Below are 25,043 nucleotides of genomic sequence, written 5' to 3' on the forward strand. Positions count from 1 at the left end.
GATTCTAACGTGGCGAAGAATATTCAAGCTATTCGCGGGATGAACGATTATCTGCCTGCGGATACAGCCATCTGGCAACGGATTGAAGGCGTTCTGAAACAGGTTCTGGCGAGCTATGGCTACAGCGAAATTCGCATGCCGATCGTTGAACAAACGCCGTTATTTAAACGCGCTATCGGTGAAGTCACCGATGTGGTTGAAAAAGAGATGTATTCCTTTGACGACCGCAACGGTGAAAGTCTGACGCTGCGCCCGGAAGGCACCGCAGGTTGCGTGCGTGCCGGCATCGAACACGGTTTGCTTTACAATCAAGAGCAGCGCTTGTGGTACATGGGACCGATGTTCCGCTATGAGCGCCCGCAAAAAGGCCGTTATCGCCAGTTTCACCAGATGGGCGTCGAAGTGTTTGGTCTGCAAGGACCGGATATCGATGCTGAATTGATCATGCTTAATGCCCGTTGGTGGAAAGCGTTGGGCATTGCCGATCACGTTCGCCTGGAACTCAACTCCATCGGTTCACTTGAAGCGCGTGCCAATTATCGTGATGCGTTAGTCGCGTTCCTTGAACAGCATAAAGAGACGCTGGACGAAGATTGCAAACGCCGCATGTACACCAATCCCATGCGCGTATTAGATAGCAAAAACCCTGATATCCAGCAATTACTGAATGATGCGCCAAAACTGGGCGACTATCTCGACGACGAGTCGCGAGCGCATTTTGATGGTCTTTGTGCGCTGTTGGATGATGCAGGCATTGCTTATACCGTTAACCAGCGTCTGGTACGCGGTCTCGATTACTACAACCGCACCGTGATTGAATGGGTTACTGATAGCCTGGGTTCGCAAGGCACGGTATGTGGCGGTGGTCGCTATGATGGCCTGGTTGAACAGCTCGGTGGTCGTGCTACGCCAGCCGTAGGTTTTGCCATGGGCATGGAGCGTCTGGTGTTACTGGTTCAGGCGGTTAATCCTGAATTTGAACCGACTCGCGTTGTCGATGTCTATGTTATCGCTTCGGGTCAGGGCGTGCAGTCAGCAGCGATGCAGCTGGCAGAAAAACTGCGTGATGAAGTGCCAGAACTGAAGTTGATGACCAACTTCGGTGGCGGCAACTTCAAAAAGCAATTTGCACGCGCTGATAAGTGGGGCGCACGCGTCGCGCTGGTCGTGGGCGAAGACGAAGTGAAAGCTGGCCAGGTGGTGATTAAAGATCTGCGCAGTGGCGATCAGCAAACGCTGGCGCAGGCAGAGGCTGCTGCTGAATTGCGCACGCTGTTACAGTAAGCGTGTCACAGCAACGACCATTGAAAGGAGAAGGATTGCGTGGAAGTTTATAGCAATGATAACGAACAGGTTGATGCGCTTCGCCGCTTTTTTGCCAACAATGGCAAGGCGTTAGCCGTTGGCGTAGTGATCGGCATTGCCGCGTTGGGTGGCTGGCGCTATTGGGCGAGTCAGCAAGAAAGCTCGGCCAAAGCCGTTTCGGCACAGTATCAGCAGCTTACCAGCGCTATGCAGGCAGATAAGCCTCAGACGCTGGAAGCTGTCAGCAACTTTGCCAATGAAAACAGCAACACTTACGGTGCGCTGGCTTCTATGGATGTGGCAAAACAGTATGTTGACAGCAACCAGCTCGATAAAGCGGCAACGCAGTTACAGAACGGCCTGAAAGATACTAAAGATGCCAACCTGCAGGCAGTCATTAACCTGCGCCTGGCTCGCATTCAACTGCAACAGAATCAAGCTGATGCGGCGCTTAAAACCCTTGACGGTGTAAAGGGTGATGGCTGGACAGCCATTGTCGCCGACATTCGCGGCGAAGCGCTGCTGAGCAAAGGCGACAAGCAGGGCGCGCGCGATGCATGGAGTAAAGGGGTAGAATCTGACGCCTCTCCGGCATTGAAGCAAATGATGCAGATGAAGATGAATAACTTAAGCTAAGCCAGTCGAGAGAGAGCGCATGGAATTACGTAAATACCTGCTGCCGGGGCTGATTTCAGTCACTTTGCTCAGCGGTTGTTCGCTGTTTAGCGGCGAAGAAGATGTAGTAAAAATGGCCCCGTTGCCTAAGGTCGAAAACCAATTCACACCACAAGAAGCGTGGAGCACATCGGTTGGCGATGGCATTGGTGATTTCTATTCCAATCTGCATCCTGCCTGGCTGGATGGCACCGTTTATGCTGCCGACCGCTTCGGTATCGTGAAAGCGTTAGATGCAGCAAACGGGAAAGAAAAATGGAAAATCGATCTTTCTGAGAAAACCGGCTTCTTTTCCAGTAATCGCTCAGCCTTGCTCTCCGGCGGCCTGACAGCGAATGGCGATCGCGTTTATGTTGGCAGCGAGCGCGGACAGGTTTATGCATTAAACAGCAGCGACGGCGCGGTTGCCTGGCAAACTAAAGTGGCTGGCGAAGCGCTATCACGTCCGGTTGTCAGCGATGGTTTAGTGCTGGTTCATACCAGCAACGGCATGTTGCAGGGTCTGGATCAGAGCAGCGGCGCAATCAAGTGGAGCGTCAACCTTGATATGCCTGCACTCTCTCTGCGTGGTGAATCTGCGCCAGCCGTGGCGTTCGGCGGTGCGATTGTTGGCGGCGATAACGGCCGCGTCAGCGCGGTGATCTTGAATCAGGGGCAGTTGATTTGGCAGCAACGTATTTCGCAGCCAAGTGGCGCAACTGAAATTGATCGTCTCAACGATGTTGATACTACGCCTGTTGTCGCTAACGGTGTGGTTTACGCCCTGGCTTACAACGGTGATTTAACGGCGTTAGATCTGCGTTCAGGTCAGATTTTGTGGAAACGTGAAATCGGCGGTGTGAAAGATCTGATTGTTGATGCGGGGCGCATTTACCTGGTTGATCAGGATGACCGCGTTATTGCGTTGAACACAGATGGTGGCGTAGCGATTTGGCGTCAAAGCGATCTGCTGCACCGTAACCTAACGTCGCCAGTATTGTACAACGGCTACATCGTTGTGGGTGACAGCGAAGGTTATCTGCACTGGATGAACACCACGGATGGCCGCTTTGTTGCCCAGCAGAAGCTGGACAGCTCTGGCTTCCAGACAGAACCCGTGGTGGCCAGCGACAAGTTACTGATCCAGGCAAAAGATGGTGAGGTTTATGCGATTACCCGCTAAAGGGTAAGCGTCAGGTAGGTGAAATCCTTCCATGAAAACGGCTCCTGACTGATCAGGGGCCGTTTCGTTTTTAGTCAGGCATGGTATTCTTTGCGCCTTAAGCCTGAACTTAGCGGCAAGAACCGTTATAATCACGCCATTCAGGCGATTAATTATTTATTGAGGCATTGTTATGGTACCTGTGGTCGCGCTAGTTGGGCGTCCCAATGTGGGAAAATCTACGCTATTTAACCGCTTAACCCGCACACGTGATGCGCTGGTAGCGGATTTTCCTGGACTGACTCGCGATCGCAAATATGGTCGCGCCGAAGTGGAAGGGCGCGAATTTATTGTCATCGATACCGGCGGTATTGACGGTACTGAAGATGGTGTCGAAGTGCGTATGGCGGGGCAATCATTGCTCGCGATTGAAGAAGCTGACGTCGTATTTTTTATGGTGGATGCACGTGCAGGCATGATGCCAGCTGATCAACAGATCGCAAATCATCTGCGTTCACGTCGCAAAGCCACTTTCGTGGTCGCGAACAAAACTGACGGACTCGATCCTGATTCAGCCGTTGTCGATTTCTACTCGATGGGTTTGGGTGAGATTCACGCTATCGCTGCTTCCCATGGCCGCGGTGTCACCAGCCTGTTAGAAACCGCGCTGTTGCCGTGGATGGAGCAGGTTGAGCCAGTTGAAGTCACGGAAGAGGAAGAAAACGAAGCTTACTGGGCAGCATTGGCGGCGAAAGAGAGCGATGAGCTGGCGGAAGAGGAAGAGGAAGAATTCGACCCAACCGGTTTGCCAATCAAGCTGGCTATTGTAGGGCGTCCTAACGTCGGTAAATCTACCCTGACTAACCGTATCCTCGGCGAAGATCGCGTGGTGGTATACGATATGCCGGGCACGACGCGAGACAGCATTTATATCCCAATGGAGCGTGATGGGCGCGAATACGTACTCATCGATACTGCAGGTGTGCGTAAGCGCGCCAGAATCTCCGATACCGTAGAGAAATTTTCAGTCATTAAAACGCTGCAAGCGATTGAAGACGCTAACGTGGTGATGTTGGTGATCGATGCGCGTACCGGTATTTCTGATCAGGATCTCTCCCTGCTGGGCTTCATTCTGAACAGTGGGCGCTCATTGGTGATCGTAGTCAATAAATGGGATGGCCTGTCACAGGAAGTGCGTGACGAAGTGAAAGAGACGCTCGATTTCCGTTTGGGCTTCATCGATTTCGCTCGCATCCACTTTATTTCTGCGCTGCATGGCAGCGGCGTGGGTAATCTGTTTGAATCGATTACCGAAGCTTACGACTGTTCGACTAAACGTGTTAACACCTCGTTGCTGACGCGTATCATGAACATGGCTGCTGAAGATCATCAGCCGCCGTTAGTACGTGGTCGTCGCGTGAAGCTCAAGTATGCGCATGCTGGTGGTTATAATCCGCCAATCGTCGTGATCCACGGTAATCAGGTGAAAGACCTGGCAGACTCTTACAAGCGCTACCTGATGAACTACTTCCGTCGTTCTCTGAATGTGATGGGAACGCCGATTCGTATTCAGTTCAAAGAGGGTGATAACCCGTACGAAGGTAAACGTAACCTGCTTAATCCAACGCAGATGCGTAAACGTAAACGTTTGATGGCGCACCTCAAGAAAAATAAAAAATAAGCGTTAATAAAAGAGGGCCAATTGGCCCTCTTTTTTGGTTTGAGCAGCCAACTCATAAGGCGAGGTGCGGTTATGAATGTAACGTGTGAAAAATGTCAGCAGACGCTAACGCTGAGTGAAGGTGCGTTTATTTGTGAAGCATGCGACTTCCATTTGCCGGCACAAGCGGTCTGTCCAGATTGTCTCCAGCCACTGAACGTACTAAAAGCGTGCGGTGCAGTGGATTACTTTTGCCCTCAGGGTCATGGGTTAATTTCCAAAAAAGAGTGAAATTTATACCCCTTAGCGCGTGACACATTTTTTTACTTCTATAAACAAAACGCCGCCGTTGGCGGGAAGCGTGTAATTTTAAACACTTAACCTCATCTTTGTAGCAAAAATGCTATTGCATCGTAACTACCGCGTTATAGATGTTCACCTCTTAATGTACCAAGTGGTACAATCCTGCCGCTTTGTGAGGCAGAGCCAGACGATTCTTTATGTCTACTGGCTCACATAGCCTGCATCACGGACGCGAGTCCGTTCAAATTCGATTTAAAATAAAGTGATATCCAATGCATTAGCCTCAGTTACGTCTTCATTCGTTTACTGAGGCGCGGGTGCTTTATTTTTTCAGGAGAGTTAGTGTTATGGCTGAAACATCGTCCCGCTCCGGCAAAGGATTGGGAATATGGTCTGTACTGCTCGGACTGGTGCTGCTTGCCATCGGTCTGTTCTTCGCTATCGGCGGCGGTAAACTCGTCGGTCTTGGCGGAAGCTGGTACTTCTTAATTGCGGGTATCGTCACGATTTTGTCGGCGATTCAGTTCTTCCGCCGTAAATCTTCCGCAGTGACGCTGTTTCTGCTGATGTTTGTCGGCACCTTGATTTGGTCGCTTTTTGACGCTGGTTTGGTGTTCTGGCCGCTGGTTTCGCGTCTAATGGTACCAACAGGGCTGATGATCTTAGCCTTCTTAACGTGGCCTGCACTGCGTAAGCGCGAAGGCAAAGCCTCGCTGGCTAAGATTTCTTATGTGCTGTCTGCCGTGTTAGCTGTGGGTATGGTGGTGACATTTGTTCAAATGTTCCAGCCTCATCCGACTGTCGCCGCCACTGGCGAGCAGTTGCCGCTTATCCCTGTTGATAAAGCGAAACAACAGAAAGACTGGGATAATTATGGCAATACGCCGGAAGGCAGCCGCTTTGTTGCATTGGATCAGATCACCCGCGACAACGTAAAAGACCTTCAGGTTGCCTGGACTTTCCGCACGGGTGATATTCCAGACAGCCCAACCGGTAACGGTGCAGAAGATCAGGAAACGCCGTTGCAGGTAGGAAACACGGTCTATATCTGTACTCCGCATAACAACGTCATTGCAGTAGAAGCAGACAGCGGTAAGCAGATTTGGAAACGTGAGATCAATGCACAGGCTGAAGTATGGCCTCGCTGCCGCGGTCTGGCGTACTTTGATGCGACCAAACCTTTGACCCAGCCGTCAAAACCGGACTCAACGCCAGTGACTGCGGTGAATTTGCCAGCCGGCGATACCTGTCAGCGCCGTATCCTGATGAATACGATCGATGCGCGCCTGATTGCTATCAATGCTGACAACGGCGAATTGTGCCAGGGCTTTGGCAACAACGGTCAGGTCGATCTGAAAGCGGGTCTGGGCCAGGCGCCTGATCCACAATATCAGCTGACTTCTGCCCCGACGCTTGCGGGCACCACCGTTGTCGTTGGTGGTCGCGTGGCGGATAACGTTCAAACCGATATGCCTGGTGGCGTACTGCGTGGATTTGACGTTATCACCGGTAAAATGCGTTGGGCGTTCGATCCAGGTAATGTGGATCCGAATGCGATCCTGATGCCAGGTAAAGATTTTGCACGCAGCACGCCGAACTCTTGGGCACCTATGTCCTATGATCCGGCTATGAACACCGTGTTTATCCCAATGGGCAGTTCGTCAGTGGATTTGTGGGGGCTAACCGTAACGAGCTTGACCACAAATATGGCGCCTCTGTGCTGGCACTGGATGCGACTACCGGTAAAGAGAAGTGGGTTTATCAGACCGTTCATAACGATCTGTGGGACTTTGACTTACCGATGCAGCCTAGCCTGATCGATTTCCCGATGAAGGACGGTAGCACGAAACCTGCTGTGGTTATCGGTGGTAAGACTGGCATGATTTTTGTGCTGGATCGCATGACAGGTAAGCCGTTGACCAAGGTTGAAGAGCTGCCAATGCCGCAGGGCCACATCCCGAACGAGCAATACACCAAAACTCAGCCTCATTCGACCGGTATGCCACAGATTGGCAACCAGACGCTGAAAGAGTCTGACATGTGGGGTGCAACGCCGTTTGATCAGCTGGTGTGCCGTATCGGCTTTAAATCAATGCGTTATAACGGGCTGTTTACTGTACCGGATACGGATAAATCCCTGAGCTTCCCAGGTTCACTGGGTGGGATGAACTGGGGCAGCATGTCGACCGATCCGAATAACAATCTGTTGTTCGTTAACGATATGCGTCTGGGCCTGTGGGTGCAGATGATCCCAGCTGATACCAGTAAGATTTCACGCGGTAGCAACGGCGGTGAAGCCATCAATACGGGTATGGGCGCGGTTCCGCTGAAAGGCACGCCATATGCGGTTAACAAAAACCGCTTTATGTCACCGCTGGGCATTCCTTGCCAGGCTCCGCCATTCGGTACGCTCTCTGCGATTGACATGAAAACGCAGAAAATTGTTTGGCAGGTGCCAGTGGGTACCGTGCAGGATACCGGTCCATTTGGCATCAAAATGCGCGTGAAAATGCCAGTCGGTATGCCAACGCTGGGTGGTACGCTGGCGACGCAGGGCGGGCTGGTGTTTATCGCCGGTACGCAGGATTACTATCTGCGCGCTTTCGACAGCTCAACCGGTAAAGAAGTATGGAAAGCACGTCTGCCAGTGGGCAGCCAAGGCGGCCCAATGAGCTACGTTTCACCGAAAACCGGTAAGCAGTACATCCTCATCTCGGCCGGTGGCGCACGCCAGTCGCCAGATCGTGGTGATTACGTAATTGCTTACGCATTACCTGATAACAAGTAATGTGAAGTAATGAAAAGGCCGACAGCAATGTCGGCCTTTTTTTATGGCTATTCGCCGTCACGCCAGAGCGATTCGAGTTCGGGTGGCGCAACCTGTTCCGGTATCAAAAGGACCAGGGTACCGACCTCTTGATGCGTGGCATAGTGAATTTGAATACGAAAATAGCGCTGATCCCCGCGCCCAACCTGAGCGGCTTTCTCCTCCGGCTCGCCCAATGGCATTGCCTGTTCAAGCACATGACACACGCGCTGCTTTTGCGGATCAGGAAGCTGGCCTAGCGTGAAACGTCGCTCACCGCGTAGACCCGGGAAAAAGCGATGCCGCCTTCACGTGCCACGACAATGACCGCATCGTCGGTGAGTGGGGGAAGATCACTCATAATATGCCAACCTCTTTCCATGCATTCTCAATTGCGCTGCCAACTGAACGATTGAAACGCTTTTCAGCGTGCTTCACAGTAAATTGAGCAAAGGTTTTAAAATCGGCATCCTGTGGCAGCTCTTTATCGCACAAGGTGTCGTACCAGGCCTGACCAGCCAGTTCCCATGCATAACCACCCAGCGCTTTTGCCGCGAGATAAAAAGCGCGATTAGGGATACCAGAATTGAGATGCACGCCGCCATTATCATCGCGGGTCTGAATGTAATCATTCATATGTGCGGGTTGCGGGTCTTTGCCAAGCATCGGATCGTCATAAGCCGTGCCGGGTTCTGACATGGAACGTAATCCACGACCATTGATGCCCTCTGCCAACAAGCCTTCACCGATAATCCAGTCAGCCTGATCGGCGCTCTGCTTCTTGCTGAACTGTTTGACCAGTGAGCCGAACACGTCTGAAAGTGACTCATTCAATGCGCCAGCCTGCTCAAAATAGATTAACCCGGCTTCATTTTCAGTCACGCCGTGCGCGAGTTCATGGGCGACCACATCAATAGCGATAGTAAAACGATTAAAAATCTCACCGTCGCCATCACCAAACACCATTTGCTGACCATTCCAGAAGGCGTTCTGATAATTTTTGCCGTAATGAATGGTGCCTGGCAGCTTAAGCCCTTGGTTATCGAGGGAGTTACGCTTATAAACCTGCCAGAAAAAATCATAGGTGGTGCCAAGATAATTCCAGGCTTCTTCAGCCGCAATGTCACCATTTGACGACTGACCTTCCTGACGAATCAGTTTGCCTGGCAGCGTTTGCTCATTTTGCGCGTCGTAAATTTCACGTTCGACCTGACCGCCTACAGCGGTTTTTACCCCAGTGGGTTTATGCCAGGGTTCAGCCATCAAATGTTGGACATGGGTTAATGTACGGCGCGCTTCTTCCTGCTGATGGCCAGAACCGTGCGCAATGATTTTGCTTAAGATGTAAGGGGAATAACACTGAAAGCCATTTCCAACTCCTTGGCACGATGAATGTGCCAAAAAGTATAGTAACGACCTCAGGAAGTTGTTTTGCGGCGACGCGGTTTTTCGGGCAGAAGCTTTGTGACCTGGCTTTCTACCCAACCATCATCGAGTCGGGTGCGAAGCAAATCGCCTTCATGAAGCTGACCACGGTTTTTTACTACCTGGCCGGCGGTATCGGTGGTGACGCTAAAACCACGTGCCAGCGTGGCCAAAGGGCTAACGCCTTCAAGCTGAGCGGCTAAGGTGCCGAAGCGCTGTTTATCGTGGTTCAACAATTTTTCCATGCTTTGTTGCAAACGATAATGCCAGTTTTGCAGTGATTGCTGCGCCTGAAACAGACGCTGCTGAGGTTGCTGCGCATTTAACCGCTGCATTAAGCGATCTTGCTGGCGCGTCGCCGTACGCAGACGTGTGTCAATGGCATCATCCAAACGCTGCTGGAGGCGATACAGGGCCGTTTGCTGACGCGCCAGACGCAACTGTGGATGTTGTTGCTGCAAGCGATGATCCAGCCGACTAAACAGGCGCTGCTGACGAGCCAGATAATAATCCATGGCCATTTCCATCCGCTGCTGCTGAGCCTGCAACTGACGCAGCAGTTCAATCTGATTACGGCTGACAATTTCTGCGGCAGCAGAAGGCGTTGGTGCTCGCAGATCGGCAACAAAATCGGCAATGGTCACGTCAGTTTCATGGCCTACCGCACTGACGATAGGAATGCGGCTGGCAAAAATAGCGCGTGCGACACGCTCATCGTTGAAGCTCCATAAATCTTCCAGTGAGCCACCGCCGCGGCCCACGATCAAGACATCACATTCGTTGCGCAGGTTTGCTATTTTAATCGCACGAACAATCGCGGCGGGGGCATCTACACCCTGAACGACGGTCGGATAAATCACAATGGGCAAGGAAGGATCGCGGCGATGCAACACACGCAGCACATCATGCAGCGCTGCGCCGGTGGAAGAGGTAATCACGCCAACCTGTTTCGCCGGGTCCGGCAAGGCTTGTTTATGCTGTGGCTCAAACAGGCCTTCACTCGCTAGCTTGGTTTTCAGCAGCTCAAATTGCTGCTGCAACAAACCTTCACCTGCGGGATGCATGCTTTCGATAATGAGCTGATAGTCGCCGCGTGGTTCATACAGCGTAATATTGGCGCGGACTAAAACCTGCTGTCCGTGTTGCGGACGAAAGGTAACGCGACGATTACTGTTACGGAACATGGCGCAGCGTACTTGGGCGCCGTCATCTTTAAGCGTGAAGTACCAGTGACCCGAAGCGGGTTGAGTGAAGTTTGAGATCTCCGCGCTCAGCCAAACCAGGCCCATCTCTTTTTCCAGTAGCTGACGCACCGTGGTATTGAGGCGGCTGACAGTAAAAATATTGGCAGTTGGAGGTAGCGACATGTGACGAAGATCAAATTCCAAATCAGCAGGTTAATTAGTCGATACTACAGGGCTGATACAGCGGATCAAGACTTTTTCTTAAATAAAGCTGGAGGCAATCGATTACGGCCTGTATAATGCCGCGGCAATATTTTATCTATTCTCATTCACCCGAGGTGGAGTATTGCCATGTTAAGAATCGCTAAAGAAGCACTCACTTTCGACGACGTTTTGCTCGTTCCTGCACACTCCACCGTCTTGCCAAATACGGCTGACCTCAGCACTCAGCTGACCAAAAATATCCGTTTAAACATTCCTATGCTTTCCGCTGCCATGGATACCGTGACTGAAGCGGGCTTGGCCATCGCGCTGGCGCAGGAAGGTGGCCTGGGCTTCATTCACAAAAATATGTCGATTGAACGCCAGGCGGATGAAGTTCGCAAAGTTAAAAAACATGAAAGCGGCGTAGTAACCGAACCACAAACCGTGCTGCCAACTACCCCGCTGGCAGACGTGAAGGCGTTGACTGAGCGCAATGGCTTTGCAGGCTACCCGGTTGTAAACACCCGCAATGAACTGGTTGGTATTATTACCGGTCGTGACGTTCGCTTTGTGACTGATTTAACGCAGCCTGTTTCTGCGGTCATGACGCCAAAAGAGCGTTTAGTGACGGTGAAAGAGGGCGAAGCGCGTGACGTGGTTCTGCAAAAAATGCATGAAAAACGTGTTGAGAAAGCGCTGGTGGTGGATGATAGCTTCCACCTGCTGGGCATGATCACTGTAAAAGACTTCCAGAAAGCAGAACGTAAACCAAACGCCTGTAAAGACGCTCAAGGCCGTCTGCGTGTGGGTGCTGCTGTTGGTGCCGGTGCTGGCAACGAAGAGCGTGTTGATGCGCTGGTGGCGGCAGGTGTTGACGTGCTGCTTATCGACTCCTCCCATGGACACTCTGAAGGGGTACTTCAGCGTATTCGCGAAACCCGCGCAAAATACCCCGATCTCGAAATCCTTGGCGGTAACGTGGCAACCGGAGCGGGCGCATTAGCGCTGGTAGAAGCAGGTGTGAGCGCAGTAAAAGTCGGTATCGGCCCTGGCTCAATCTGTACTACGCGTATCGTTACCGGTGTGGGTGTTCCTCAGATCACTGCAGTTTCCGACGCGGTAGAAGCCCTGGAAGGGACCGGCATTCCTGTTATTGCTGATGGCGGCATTCGCTTCTCAGGCGACATTGCGAAAGCTATCGCAGCGGGCGCATCGTGTGTGATGGTCGGCTCCATGCTGGCGGGTACTGAAGAATCACCTGGTGAAATCGAGCTGTATCAAGGCCGTTCATTCAAATCTTATCGTGGTATGGGTTCACTGGGTGCGATGTCTAAAGGCTCATCTGACCGTTACTTCCAGACTGACAACGCCGCAGACAAACTGGTGCCGGAAGGCATCGAAGGTCGCGTAGCTTATAAAGGTCGTCTGAAAGAGATCGTTCACCAGCAGATGGGCGGCTTGCGCTCTTGCATGGGTTTGACCGGTTGCCCAACCATTGACGATCTGCGTACCAAAGCTGAATTTGTTCGCATCAGCGGCGCGGGCATCAATGAAAGCCACGTACATGATGTGACCATCACCAAAGAGTCACCGAACTACCGCATGGGTTCATAATCCCGTAAGATTTCCCGCCCGGCTCAATCCGGGCGCTTTTATTATCAAGTCACCGTTCTGGAAACACCTCAATGACGACGGAAAATATCCATAAGCATCGCATTCTGATTCTCGATTTTGGTTCTCAATATACTCAACTGGTTGCACGCCGCGTACGTGAACTGGGTGTGTATTGCGAACTCTGGGCATGGGATGTCACCGAAGAGCAGATCCGCCAGTTCAATCCCAGCGGCATCATCCTTTCCGGCGGCCCGGAAAGCACTACCGAACTCAACAGCCCACGCGCACCTGAATATGTCTTCACTGCTGGCGTACCGGTGCTGGGCGTTTGCTACGGCATGCAGACCATGGCGATTCAGCTGGGTGGCAAAGTTGAAGGATCTAACGAGCGTGAATTTGGTTATGCTCAGGTTGAAGTGACCACCAAAAGTGCCTTGGTTCGCGACATCGAAGATGCGATCAGCGCCACAGGCAAGCCGCTGTTGGATGTGTGGATGAGCCACGGTGACAAAGTCACGGCAATCCCCGCTGACTTCGTGACCGTTGCCAGCACTGAAACCTGTCCGTTTGCCATCATGGCCAATGAAGAGAAACGTTTTTACGGCGTGCAGTTCCATCCAGAAGTGACGCACACGCGTCAGGGTCTGCGTATGCTTGAGCGTTTCATCATCGATATCTGTGCATGTGAAGCGCTGTGGACACCGGCAAAAATCATCGAAGACGCTGTTGAACGTCTGCGTGTGCAGATTGGTGACGATAAAGTCATTCTTGGCTTATCAGGTGGCGTGGATTCTTCCGTTACCGCTATGCTGCTGCACCGCGCCATTGGCGAGCGCCTGACCTGCGTATTTGTCGACAACGGTTTGCTGCGCCTCAATGAAGCAGAGCAGGTAATGGATATGTTTGGTGACCACTTCGGTCTGAACATCATTCACGTACCGGCTGAGATGCGCTTCCTTGACGCGCTGGCAGGTATTGACGAGCCAGAAGCTAAACGCAAAACCATTGGCCGCGTGTTCGTTGAAGTGTTTGACGAAGAAGCGACCAAGCTGACTGAAGTGAAATGGTTGGCGCAGGGTACCATTTATCCTGATGTTATCGAGTCTGCTGCTTCCGCTACCGGTAAAGCCCATGTGATTAAATCACACCATAATGTGGGTGGCCTGCCGAAAGAGATGAAGCTGGGTCTGGTTGAGCCGCTGAAAGAGCTGTTCAAAGACGAAGTGCGCAAAATTGGTCTGGAGTTGGGCCTGCCTTACGACATGCTTTACCGCCATCCGTTCCCGGGTCCAGGTTTGGGCGTGCGCGTGCTGGGCGAAGTGAAGAAAGAGTATTGTGATCTGCTGCGTCGTGCCGATGCGATCTTCATCGAAGAGCTGCACAAAGCCGATCTCTACAACAAAGTCAGCCAGGCATTTACCGTGTTCCTGCCGGTACGTTCAGTGGGTGTGATGGGCGATGGCCGTAAATATGACTGGGTTGTTTCGCTGCGTGCTGTTGAAACCATCGACTTCATGACCGCACATTGGGCGCACCTGCCTTATGAGTTCCTTGGCCGCGTTTCCAACCGCATTATCAATGAAGTTAACGGTATTTCCCGCGTCGTTTACGATATTAGCGGCAAACCACCGGCGACCATTGAATGGGAATAAGTTTCTGACTTATCCTGAGATGTGTTGATGATTAAATCGCCAGTTCAATCGCCAGATTGACTGGCGATTTTCTTTCTCTGCCTTTACTTACCGGGATACCTCATGCTTCCACTAAAAGTGTTCAGTCTCTGTTTTCTTGCTGTATTGCTGCTATCACTGGGTGCAAGTATTGCGCAGGCGACACGGCATAGTGACGCGCCAAGTCAGGGCGGCTGGTGGTCTGCACGACGTGATTCTGCCGGGATTGCGCCCGATCCACGTGCTTACGCCAACTTAGCGATTGTGCAGGTTTATGCTGCGCCGACCTATGGCTGGAAGGGCGCGGTGGCGGTGCATCCATGGATTATCTTTAAACGTGCCGGGAAACGCAATACAACCGCTACGAGGTGATCAGTTGGGGCAGCGGGGATAAAGTACGACGCAACACCAATATCGCCGATGGATATTGGTACGGTGCGAAACCGCGCTTGCTGGTAAATCATCGCGGACCTGAGGCTGAAGCGATGATTCCTCAGATTGAAGCAGCCATTAAATCGTATCCCTGGCCGCAGACATATCATGCGTGGCCTGGGCCCAACAGCAACACTTTTCTGGCGCACATTGGCCGCGACGTTCCTGCGCTAAAACTGGATCTGCCCGCTAATGCGTTGGGAAAAGATTACCGTCCGCTGTGGCGCCCGATTGGCTTGCCGCCGTCTGGCAGAGGTGTGCAAGTCTCTGTTTTGGGCGTGGCGGGCATTACGCTTGGTGCGGAAGAGGGCTTTGAACTTAACATTTTAGGCTTGAATATGGGGCTGGATTTTACGCCATTTCGTCTGCGTTTACCGTTCATTGGCGGGATAGGTAATGACAACCTTCAGCAAGATAATCCGTAATGCAAAAAGCCCCGTAAAAGCGGGGCTTTTTTGATTAACAGACGCCGAAATCACCGTCTTCGTGATACACATTCACGCTGTCGGCCTTTACTTCAATTTCCTTTTTTGTCGCGTCGTCTACGCGTGCGCACCATAACGTATCGCCTTCCACTCGCAGAACTAACATCTTTGGTCCACCGGTTTTTGCTTGTACAAAATCATCAATATTAAACATCATTTCTCCATCCTGTTGTTATGTGAATCAATGGTTTATTAAGAAAACGGTTGCCAGGCCAAGGAAGATAAAGAAGCCGCCTGTATCGGTGATAGCGGTAATCAACACGCTGGAACCAATCGCCGGATCGCGCTTCATTTTGGTCATCACCAAGGGCACCAGCACGCCCATTAATGCTGCAAGCAGCAGGTTAAGCACCATCGCCAGCATCATCACGCCACCCAGCGCAACATTGTCATACATCAGCCACGTTACCAGGCCCATGATGCCACCCCAGAAAAGACCGTTAATCAAGGCAACGCCCAATTCACGGACAATCAGAAAAGAGAAGTTACCAGGCTCAACCTGGTGCAGAGCAAGGGCGCGAACAATCATGGTAATGGTCTGATTACCGGTATTGCCGCCAATGCCGGCAACAATTGGCATCAACGTTGCCAACGCAACCAGTTGTGAAATAGTTGACTCAAACAAGCCGATAACGCGTGAGGCGACAAAGGCGGTACACAGATTAAGTGCCAGCCACGCCCAGCGATTGCGAACAGATTTACGCACCGGCGCGAAAACGTCTTCTTCCTGGCTGATACCGCCCATTTTACGGATATTGCTTTCGTTCTCTTCGTTCACCAAATCGATAACGTCTTCGATGGTGACGCGGCCAATAAGCTTGCCTTTGGCATCGATGACCGCTGCGGATATTAAATTATAGCGTTCAAAGGCGCTGGCAGCGTCTTCGGCTTTGTCATTGAGTTGAAAGGTCGTGGGGCGCGTGTTCATCACTTCAAAAACACGTTTTTGCGGTTGATTAAGCAGAATATCAGTTAGTGGCAACTCGCCTAGTAACTGATTTTCTTTGGTCGTGATAAACAGTTTATCGGTACCGGTCGGCATGCTCTTACGATGACGTAAGAAACGCTGCACGGTGGCTAAAGTGACATCGGCACGTACCGTCAGGATATTGAAATCCATGACTCGCCCGACGCGATCGCGGTCAAACTGCACCACGTTGAGCATGCGAGCACGCAATCCGGGTTCCAGCTTGGTGAGCAGGCGTCCAGTGAGATCGCGCGGCAGATAGCGTGCCAGCCAGACTTGATCATCAATATCCAGCGGCTCAATGGCGCGCAGAATATCGCGATCGCTCATCTCTTCGGTCAGGCTGGCCCAGACCGTTTCAGAGGCTTCAACTAATACATGACCGCGTCGTTCATTCGGCACTAAACGCCACAACGCCTGGCGTTCTTCTTCGGGTAACGCTTCAAGAATATCGGCCAAATCTGCGGCATGCAGTTGGATAATATCCTGTTCGAGCTTTTCGCGTTGAATCGAATTTTCACGTTGCTGTTCAGGGCTGAAGTCGGTGGATTTCTCCAGCAGCGCATCAACCAGATCGTGCTCATTGAGCAGCAGCGTCAGAATACGATGACGTATTTCACTTAAAAGTTGAGAGTGAGAGGCAGACACATTGAGTCCCTTTTGTCTGAAAGCACCAGCACGAAGTGTAGCGTTTCGTTTGCAAAAGGGATGCAAAAAATCACACTGTCATTTGGACAGCGTTTTACTTATTCATGTGAAAAACACATTTAGCTAACGGGAAGTGTTGACGCTAAGGCTTACCGGTTCATGCATGGATTTTTTTGCTGATGATGTTCGAAAGCAGCAGGCAGGAGAAAAATCAGGCGACTAACAAGGATGATAAAACTGATCAACAGAACAATCCGGGTCATGGTACCGGTTTTCTGACGTCTTCGAGGGGATAAAGCGCTGTTCACGCGGGTGGTTCCTGTAATGACCCAAATGGGCGATTGCAATATTTAGTCACAGTCGCCGGATGAAATCAATCGCTGTCTAAAAAAACAGCGAAAATAATCAGTAGCTGGCTTTTTGTGCCAGCAGCGTAGCGAAACGGCAGTTAATGCGATTGCCATTTTCATCAGTACGATGCAACTGTCCGAGGTTTTCGTTGTACTTCAGAATGTGCCAGTTGCGGTAATAATTGCTGAGTTCACCCGATTTAAAGGCAAAGGAAAAATCAGCCGGGCAGGGCGTATCATCAGTATTCATGGCTGCCACAATCAGATTGAAGCCATATTTTACCGTGCTGGCCTGCATGTCCGCGATCAACTGCGGAATGGTTTCTGGTTGAAGAAACATCATCACCACCGTAGACAGCACAAAGTCGTAGCCGCCATTAAAACGCGTGTTGTTGAGATCGCGCTGTTCGGTATGAATCCCCTGTAAACCCTCTTCCGCGATGATGCTATTCAGGCGCGCCAGACTCTGCGGATTATGATCCCAGGCGGTGACATCAAAGCCTTGCTGATTGAGAAACAGCGTGTTGCGGCCATTGCCACAGCCAAGATCCAACGCTTTACCCACCTTGAGCTGAGGAAAGGCTTCCAGCACTTCGGAGTGGGTTGGCGTCAGGCCATATTTTTCAGTAAAAATGTTCTGTTTTAATGTCGTCATAGTCATTATTTCAGTGTTGTGGGCGCTAAACGCCCACATCATCAGGCTTCTTCGAGAATCAGCTTCCAGCCGGTTACATCATTCCAGTAAATCTGTTCGCGCTCTAAATCGAGCTGTACCAGATTATTTTGGCTAAGGAAGCCCGTCGGGAAGGTTAAGGTCCAGTGTCCGTCATCACAGCGTAGTTTGAGTGAATCTGGGCGGGTTGTCGCCTGGCGCTGATTGTTCAGCAGCGTGCCCAGGCGCAGCAGAAAGATAAGCGGAACAAACTGCTTTTTCTTAAACAGCGTCACCCGTGGCAGTTCATCCACCTTGACGGCTTTGCGATGAAACCTTACCAGCGCCGCAAGCAGCATTTGTTGATCCTGATTAAAACCCGGCATATTGGTGTTTTGCAGAATGTAGGCCGAATGGCGCTGTAAGCCGCTGTGGTTGATGGTTAACCCGACTTCATGCAGCATTGCCGCCCATTTCAGCAGCGCAGCTAATTGTGGATTAGCCAGCTTGGGATGCTGATCGCGCCATTGCAGATAAAGCTGCTCGGTGGTTTCCAGTACGCGACGGGCTTGATCGCTATCTATTGCATAGTGATTAGCCAGACTTTGCGCTGTGCGGCTGCGAATATCCTGGTGACGGAAGCGTCCTTCCATTTCATACAGTACGCCTTCACGCAGCGCACCATCAGAAAGGCGCAATTCGCGGATCGCCAGCGCATCAAACACACCACAAATAATCGCCAATCCCGGCACGAAAACGCTTTTACGCTCTTCGGATAAACCGGGCAGGCTCAAGGCTGCAAAAGATTTATGCTTCATGACTTCGTCATAAAGCATTTCAAGGCGTTCAGGCGTAATCAATTTCTCTTTCTCGCCCATCTCTTGCAGCACTTCACAGGCAGCTTTTATGGTGCCAGATGCGCCCAGCGCATACTGCCAACCGTGCAAGCGATATTGCCACGCCAGCGTTTCAAGCTTTTGTGCCGCGGCTAAACGCGCACGGCGGAAATTGTCGCGATTGATCTCCCCTTTAGGGAAATAGAGTTGAGAAAAACTGACGCAACCCATGCGGCGGCTTTCCACTAACTGCGGTTCGAAATCTTCACCGATCACCAGTTCTGTTGAACCACCACCGATGTCTATCACCAGCTTGCGGCCTTTTTCCGGCTGGGTATGTTCCACGCCCATGAAAATCAGACGCGCCTCTTCGTGGCCGGAAATCACTTCAATCGGATAAGGGATCACGTCCGCAGCGCGCTGCAAGAAGGTTTCCGCATTGACGGCCTGACGCAGCGTGTGGGTGCCGACAATAGTGACATTGCTGGCTCTGAAGCCCTGTAAACGCTCAGCAAACAGCGCCAGACAGCTCAGGCCGCGCTCCATTGCCTCTTCGCTCAGACGATTATTCGCGTCAAGCCCGTCAGCCAGATGCACGCGCTGCTTCAGGCGGCCCAGCACCTGCATAGCGCCATCAACCACACGGGCAATAACCATGTGGAAACTGTTCGAACCGAGGTCAATCGCCGCAAACTCTTGAGGTTTAGGCGTACTCTTCTGGGAAATTGGCATAGGATTTATTCAGGTTGTTCCAGTTTCTTGATGTAATCATAGATCGCCAGCTGCGAGCGCACTTTACGACGGTTGCCGCGCGAAACGTATTGGTTACTTAATTCTTTATCAATAATGCGCGCTTTCACCGTATCACTTAACTGAAGAGCAATGATATCGAGGATGCGCTGCTTAATTTGCGGGTCGAGAATCGCCACCGCCACTTCAATTCGGTAATCGATGTTACGCGTCATCCAGTCCGCAGAAGAGAGAAACACTTTCTTATCGCCGTTGTTCTCAAAAATATAAACGCGATCGTGTTCCAGGTAACGATCAACAATACTGGTGACGCGAATATTTTCGCTGATGCCGGGCAGATCAGGGATCAGCGAGCACATTCCGCGCACCAGCAAGTTGACTTTAACCCCAACGCTGGACGCTGTATAAAGCCGGTCAACCAGTCCTTTGTCCACCAGATTATTAATTTTCAGAGTAATGCCGGACGGCAATTTTTGCTGCGCGTTAGCGATCTCTTCATCGATCAACTGATACAACATCCGACGTGAGTTTTGCGGGGAAACCATCAAATGCTCAAACGTCACCGGACGATAGGGATTCTCAATAAAGTTAAACACGCGACGCACTTCATTCGTGATGCGCGCATCTGCCGTCAGTAATGAATAATCAGTATAAAGACGGGCTGTTTTCTCATTAAAGTTGCCGGTGCCGATGTGCGCATAACGCACAATATCTTCACCCTCACGGCGCGAGATCAAGAAGAGCTTGGCGTGGATTTTCAGGCCCGGCGCTGAGAAGATCACATGTACACCCGCTTCAGTCAGGCGCTTTGCCCAGTAGATGTTGGCTTCTTCATCAAAACGCGCCTGCAGCTCAACCACCACCGTGACTTTTTTACCGTTATAAGCGGCGTGAATCATCGCATCCATAATGCGTGAGTGTTTTGCGACGCGATAGATATTGATTTTTATCGCCAGCACGCTGGGATCAAACGAAGCCTGACGCAGCAATTCCAGGACATGCTCAAAGGTGTGATACGGATAATAGAGCAGGACATCGCGGTTACGAATCGCATCAAAGCCGTTGCGGAATCCATCAAAGCCAATATGGCGAATTTGCGGCAACGGTCGGTTGACTAAATTGTTTTTACCGACATTGGGGAAACTGATGAAGTCTTTGAAATTGTGATAGCGACCGCCCGGTAGCACGGAGTCAAAGTTGGTAATCGACAGTTTATGACACAGCAGTTCTACCATGGTATCGGGCATGTCGCGCTGGTAAACGAAACGCACCGGTTCTGCTGTTAAACGCTGTTTCAGGCTTGAAGACATCAGTTCCAGCAAGCTGGATTCCATCTCTGTCACCAGATCATATTCCGCATCACGCGTCATCTTCATCGAATAGGCGTTGAGCGCATCGTAGTCATAAAAGCCTTTGAAAATATCATCCAGGCAATAACGCAGGATGTTATCTAAAAGAATCATGGGCTTGCGTCGGCGCGGTGATTCAGCAGGCAAGTTAACGAAGCGCGGTACTTTATCTGATGGAATTTCTAACAGCGCATAGCGAATGTTTTCGCCACGAATAATTTCAACCGCCAAATAGGTGTAATCGTCTTTAAGGAATTCGGTCAGATCAGTTTCATGGGTAATTAAAATCGGGGAAATGTGCTGGCGAAGTTCGTGTTTGAAGTAGTGGCGCAGCCAGACTTGTTGATTCGGTGAAAGCTGACGTTCATTGATCAGGAATATTTGATTACGTGCCATTTCCAGCAGCAGATCGTTATAAAGCGTATCAAACTCTTGGTCAGATTTAAGCACTCGCTGTTGGATTTTTTGAATAAATGACGCGGCGTGCTGGCGGAACCTTGCTCTTCACCAATAAGAATGCGGCGCTTGAGATCGGCGAAACGCACTTTATAGAATTCATCAAGATTGTTGGAGTAAATGCCCAAAAACCGCATGCGTTCGATCAGTGGATTGCTTTTGTCCGCTGCTTCCTGCAAGACACGTTCATTGAAGGATAACCAGCTTAATTCTTTTTCAATATATAGCTTTACCTGACCCATTCTTACTCCGTATCGCGGTTGCAGGACTGAAGATCCAGTATCCAACATCATTATGGCGAGAGTATGGCAAGCTTGTCCAACGTCAATAGTTGTCTTATCAACCAGCTACGGGCAACATAGCGGCTTATTTTCCGCTGCATTTAGGACCGCATGAGCGTAAACCACATTCCCGTCCAGTTTAGCGACCGCCGACGTCGTGCGATCGACCGTTTAACGCGGCGACTGGTCACGTCTTGTGGCATCGCAATCCTGTTGCTGATGTTGCTGCTGTTCTTTTGGCTGATTTGGGTGGTGACGCCGCTGTTCAGCGCGCCCAGCATGCAACCGGCTAATACGCAACAGTTATGGGATCGTGCGCCTGCGTTGGCGATAGGTAATGATGGCAGCAATGGTTGGCGTATCAGTACTTCAGGCACCGCCCGTTTTATTCCGCTCAATGGGCAACCCGCCGATCATGCTTTGACATTGACGCCTGCGCCGCGTGACGTGGTATCCAGCGCCGATCGGCAAACACTGTTGCTCAACCTGCAGGGTGATTTATTGCTGCTGCAACCGACAATGCAAAGCGGCGAGGCGCAATGGCGTTTCCCGCTGGGTGATAAACCCTTTCATCTGCCGCAGGGCGCGGTAAAGAAAATGTCGCTGGCGTCGCTGAATCAAGGCCAATGGCGTATTGCGGCCCTGACCGAAAATGGGCTGAGCATCCTGACGCTAGGCACCGATCGTCAGGCAAATGCCATCAATTTGCCGCTGTCCCATGTCGATCAATTTATTCTCTCGCCGCAAGGCGATCTGCTGTACACCAGCGAAGGCAATGTCCTGCGCGTCTGGCAACTGGATAATCAGCAAGCGCTGCTGCGTGAAACCCAAACGCTGTCGCAGGTGCCGCAGAGCCTGCACATATTAACCGGCGGAAAAACATTGCTGATTCAGGATGAAACGGGAATTACTCAATGGTTTGCAATTGCGGGGGAACAAGGCCCGCGTCTGCATCAAATTCGCACCTTTGAGCACAGCGCAGGCAACACGCTGATCATTACCGAATCTCAGCGCCGTGTATTCGCCACCTACTCAGAAACGGGCAGGGTGAAGCTGTTTGCCAGCAAGCAGAATGGCCCCATTTTGCAGCGTCAGCTTGAACCCGGAATTCTGCACGCGCAATTCTCGCCGAGTGGCAACAGTTTACTGATAGAACGCAAAGGCAGTTGGCAGACCGTTAAGCTGGATAATCCCTGGCCCGATGTCACCTGGCGGAGTTTCTGGCAGAAAATTTGGTACGAAAACTATCCGAAAGCTGATTGGGTATGGCAATCCACCGCCGCAGGCGACAGTTATCAAGCCAAGTTCAGCATAATGCCGATGGTAGTTGGTACTTTAAAAGCAGCCAGCCTGGCGTTGGTGTTTGCCACACCGCTGGCCTTAGCCGCTGCGATGTACACCGCCTGGTTTATGGCACCGGGTCTACGCCGCTGGGTTAAACCCGCCATTGAGATGATGGGCGCGCTGCCAAGCGTGGTGATTGGGTTGATTGCCGGTTTATGGCTGGCTCCGCATATCAGCCAGGCGCTGATTGGCGTACTGTTGCTGCCGCTTACCTTAGCAGCCAGCCTGCTGCTGTGTGGCGTGCTCAGCGCGCGTCTACCCGCGCGCTGGCGTCAACCGGGACGTGAAGTCTTGCTGCTGCTGCCGTTGTTGCTGCTTGTCACCTTGCTGACGCTGTGGCTGCCGACCCTGGTGATGCGTGATGCAGGCGAGTGGATGCCGCATTACGAGCAGCGCAATTTGCTGGTCGCCGCATTAGCCATGGGTTTTGCGCTGGTGCCGCTGATCTTCACACTCGCCGAAGATGCGTTGTTCAGCGTGCCCGCTCAGCTCGGGCAGGGCTCGCTAGCGTTAGGCGCAACGCCATGGCAAACCTTAACCCGCGTGGTCTTACCGGGTGCCTCAGCCGGTATTTTTGCCGCGCTGATGATCGGCTTTGGGCGTGCGGTTGGCGAAACCATGATTCTGCTGATGGCAACGGGTAATACGCCGCAAAGCGAGGGTGGCTTATTCAGCGGCCTGCGCGCCTTATCCGCCAATATTGCTATTGAAATGCCTGAAGCGGCGGTGGGCAGCGCGCATTATCGTATTCTGTTTTTAAGTGCGTTGATGCTATTGATTTTTACCTTAGTGATTAACACCATCGCCGAGCTGATCCGCCAGCGTTTGCGTCAGCGTTACAGCCAGCATGAGGAACAAGCATGAGGGCGATAAGACAAAATAACCGCTGGCGCTGGCTAACCGCAGGCGCTGTCACGGTTTGCCTGTTGGCGTTCGCGCTCCTGATTGCCTTGCTGGCATGGCAGGGCGCACGCGTTTTTGGCCGCAGCCTGTGGATCTTTACACCTTCACTCAGCCTGATGGCAGCGAAAGCCGCTTACTGGGCGAAACCGTGGAACATCAAAAGCAGTTTCCGGCCCCCGCGGATGAGCAGGGCAATAGCGCAGGCCATGTGAATCGTTATCTGATAAAAACCGGTAACCGCGATTGGGATGCGCCCGATTTTCGCGTTGCCTACAGCCGCGAACCGGCTGAGGTGAGCAGACCTAAAGATATTTTGGTATTGCAACGCCGCAGCCACGGCAATGCTTACGGCTGGTTAGTTGGCCTGCGTGAAGATAATGAAGTGCTTACTGCGCAGAACATCCATGCGCTGCTGCGTCAGCGTTTGGCTCAGGTTCATACCATGATTCGTGAGATAAACCAGATTCGGCGCATCGATATGGCGCGGCTCAACAAGCAATTAGACATGTTGGATGAACAAGCTGAGCGCCAGCGACAGGCTAATCAGTTTGATATGCAGGTGCAGTCAGAATACCAGGCTAATCAGGCGGCATTACAGCGGCGCTTTGACCACCTCAGCGCGACGCTGGGGAGATTGCAGCATGAAAGTCAGCGCGATGTGCTGATCCTGCGTGATGTGGAAGGCAATAATCATGTGATTCCGTTGACGCAGATTGTTGACGTATGGACACCCAATGCCCTCAACCTTAATGAAAAGCTGCTGCATTTTGTGCAACAGCTCTGGCATTTTGTCAGCGATTCAGCCGCAGACGGCGAAAGTGAAACCGGCGCATTTCCCGCTATTTTTGGCACGGTATTAATGGTGCTGTTGATGTCAGTGGTGGTGATGCCGTTCGGGGTGGTTGCTGCCGTCTGGCTGCATGAATATGCCGGACGTAATGCGCTGACGCGTCTGGTGCGTATTGCGGTGGTGAATCTCGCGGGTGTGCCGTCAATTGTCTATGGCGTATTCGGCCTCGGCTTCTTTGTCTGGGGCGTTGGCGGCACGCTCGATCAGCTGTTTTACAGTAACGCATTACCCAATCCAACCTTTGGTACGCCAGGTTTGTTGTGGGCAGCATTAACGCTGGCGCTGCTGACATTGCCGGTGGTGATCGTCGCGACCGAAGAGGGCTTGTCGCGCATTCCAAACAGCCTGCGCCAAGGTTCGCTGGCATTGGGTGCCTCGCAGGCCGAAACCTTGTGGCATGTGGTCTTGCCGATGGCGATTCCGGCAATGCTCACCGGTTTGATTTTAGCGGTGGCGCGCGCTGCCGGTGAAACGGCACCGCTGATGCTGGTGGGCGTCGTAAAAATGGTGCCTGAACTGCCGGTAGATGCTGTTTTCCCCTATCTGCATCTTGACCGCAAGTTCATGCACCTCGGTTTTCAGATTTACGATTTAGCGTTTCAAAGTCCAAACATTGAAGCCGATCGGCCAGTAGTGTTTGCTACCGCACTGCTGCTGGTGCTGATCATTCTGTCGCTCAATCTGCTGGCAATGGGCCTGCGTCACCGTCTGCGTGAGCGCTATCGCCTTATGACTCAATAACAGGCTATAACT

14 protein-coding genes and 6 pseudogenes are annotated in these 25,043 nt (G+C 51.8%); 11 read left to right on the top strand and 9 right to left on the bottom strand.

The window, feature by feature from the left end; genetic code table 11:
- The first annotated feature begins 9 nt into the window (after positions 1-9).
- The 6 genes and pseudogenes from hisS (at position 10) to KQP84_RS07965 (ending at position 7,872) form a co-directional block, all read left to right on the top strand.
- On the top strand, positions 10-1,284 hold the full coding sequence (gene hisS / locus KQP84_RS07940; protein WP_215845867.1) for a histidine--tRNA ligase: 1,275 nt from the start codon (positions 10-12) through the stop codon (positions 1,282-1,284).
- Positions 1,285-1,323: 39 nt separating this feature from the next.
- Entirely contained in the window at positions 1,324-1,941 is a 618-nt protein-coding gene (locus KQP84_RS07945; protein WP_215845868.1) for a YfgM family protein, read from the top strand.
- A gap of 19 nt (positions 1,942-1,960) precedes the next feature.
- Positions 1,961-3,142: an outer membrane protein assembly factor BamB gene (gene bamB / locus KQP84_RS07950; RefSeq protein WP_215845869.1), complete on the top strand. Its 1,182-nt coding sequence runs from the start codon at positions 1,961-1,963 to the stop codon at positions 3,140-3,142.
- Between the two features lie 172 nt (positions 3,143-3,314).
- Positions 3,315-4,802, top strand: a complete 1,488-nt coding sequence (der, locus tag KQP84_RS07955; protein WP_215845870.1) for a ribosome biogenesis GTPase Der — start codon at positions 3,315-3,317, stop codon at positions 4,800-4,802.
- Positions 4,803-4,874: 72 nt separating this feature from the next.
- Positions 4,875-5,072 carry a zinc ribbon domain-containing protein gene (locus tag KQP84_RS07960; RefSeq protein WP_215845872.1) on the top strand — a complete coding sequence of 66 codons (198 nt, stop codon included), beginning with the start codon at positions 4,875-4,877 and terminating at the stop codon, positions 5,070-5,072.
- A 791-nt stretch (positions 5,073-5,863) separates the two neighbouring features.
- Positions 5,864-7,872: pseudogene (locus KQP84_RS07965) on the top strand (membrane-bound PQQ-dependent dehydrogenase, glucose/quinate/shikimate family).
- A gap of 47 nt (positions 7,873-7,919) precedes the next feature.
- On the opposite strand, the pseudogene KQP84_RS07970 reads toward KQP84_RS07965, so the two are convergent.
- The 3 genes and pseudogenes from KQP84_RS07970 to xseA form a co-directional block, all read right to left on the bottom strand.
- A pseudogene (locus KQP84_RS07970) lies at positions 7,920-8,251 on the bottom strand (protealysin inhibitor emfourin).
- A complete protein-coding gene (locus tag KQP84_RS07975) occupies positions 8,248-9,291 on the bottom strand; it encodes a M4 family metallopeptidase (RefSeq protein WP_215845873.1) in 1,044 nt (347 codons plus the stop codon). Before KQP84_RS07975 ends, KQP84_RS07970 begins: the two are co-directional and overlap by 4 nt.
- A gap of 17 nt (positions 9,292-9,308) precedes the next feature.
- The gene (gene xseA, locus KQP84_RS07980) at positions 9,309-10,682 is read right to left on the bottom strand and encodes an exodeoxyribonuclease VII large subunit (RefSeq protein ID WP_215845875.1); all 1,374 of its coding nucleotides are present in this window, start codon (positions 10,680-10,682) and stop codon (positions 9,309-9,311) included.
- A 168-nt stretch (positions 10,683-10,850) separates the two neighbouring features.
- Here xseA and guaB point away from each other — a divergent pair, with 168 nt between their 5' ends.
- From guaB to KQP84_RS07995, 3 genes and pseudogenes are all read left to right on the top strand, one after another.
- Positions 10,851-12,317, top strand: a complete 1,467-nt coding sequence (guaB, locus tag KQP84_RS07985; protein WP_215845877.1) for an IMP dehydrogenase — start codon at positions 10,851-10,853, stop codon at positions 12,315-12,317.
- Positions 12,318-12,388: 71 nt separating this feature from the next.
- Positions 12,389-13,969, top strand: a complete 1,581-nt coding sequence (guaA, locus tag KQP84_RS07990) for a glutamine-hydrolyzing GMP synthase (RefSeq protein WP_215845878.1) — start codon at positions 12,389-12,391, stop codon at positions 13,967-13,969.
- A gap of 102 nt (positions 13,970-14,071) precedes the next feature.
- Positions 14,072-14,844: pseudogene (locus KQP84_RS07995) on the top strand (DUF3750 domain-containing protein).
- A 34-nt stretch (positions 14,845-14,878) separates the two neighbouring features.
- Here the strand turns inward: KQP84_RS07995 and KQP84_RS08000 are convergent.
- The 6 genes and pseudogenes from KQP84_RS08000 to ppk1 all read right to left on the bottom strand — a co-directional run bounded on the left by KQP84_RS08000 (position 14,879) and on the right by ppk1 (position 21,154).
- Positions 14,879-15,058 (bottom strand): GDFGVC terminal motif YodC-like protein, encoded by a 180-nt coding sequence (locus tag KQP84_RS08000; RefSeq protein ID WP_215848229.1) that lies wholly within the window; start codon positions 15,056-15,058, stop codon positions 14,879-14,881.
- A gap of 27 nt (positions 15,059-15,085) precedes the next feature.
- On the bottom strand, positions 15,086-16,519 hold the full coding sequence (gene mgtE / locus KQP84_RS08005; protein ID WP_215845880.1) for a magnesium transporter: 1,434 nt from the start codon (positions 16,517-16,519) through the stop codon (positions 15,086-15,088).
- A 123-nt stretch (positions 16,520-16,642) separates the two neighbouring features.
- Positions 16,643-16,827, bottom strand: a pseudogene (locus KQP84_RS25280) (YfgG family protein).
- Positions 16,828-16,924: 97 nt separating this feature from the next.
- Entirely contained in the window at positions 16,925-17,524 is a 600-nt protein-coding gene (tehB, locus tag KQP84_RS08010) for a tellurite resistance methyltransferase TehB (RefSeq protein ID WP_370661482.1), read from the bottom strand.
- 41 nt (positions 17,525-17,565) lie between these two features.
- Positions 17,566-19,089 (bottom strand): exopolyphosphatase, encoded by a 1,524-nt coding sequence (gene ppx, locus KQP84_RS08015; protein ID WP_215845882.1) that lies wholly within the window; start codon positions 19,087-19,089, stop codon positions 17,566-17,568.
- A gap of 5 nt (positions 19,090-19,094) precedes the next feature.
- Positions 19,095-21,154: pseudogene (ppk1, locus tag KQP84_RS08020) on the bottom strand (polyphosphate kinase 1).
- 150 nt (positions 21,155-21,304) lie between these two features.
- Between ppk1 and KQP84_RS08025 the strand changes: the two are divergent.
- Both KQP84_RS08025 and pstA read left to right on the top strand, forming a co-directional pair.
- On the top strand, positions 21,305-23,401 hold the full coding sequence (locus KQP84_RS08025; protein ID WP_215845883.1) for an ABC transporter permease subunit: 2,097 nt from the start codon (positions 21,305-21,307) through the stop codon (positions 23,399-23,401).
- Positions 23,398-25,031 (top strand): annotated as a pseudogene (pstA, locus tag KQP84_RS08030) (phosphate ABC transporter permease PstA). The gene KQP84_RS08025 and the pseudogene pstA overlap by 4 nt, the downstream one beginning before the upstream one ends.
- Positions 25,032-25,043: the final 12 nt, after the last annotated feature.

The sequence above is a fragment of the Candidatus Pantoea bituminis genome (genome assembly GCF_018842675.1).
Taxonomy (GTDB): domain Bacteria; phylum Pseudomonadota; class Gammaproteobacteria; order Enterobacterales; family Enterobacteriaceae; genus Pantoea; species Pantoea phytostimulans.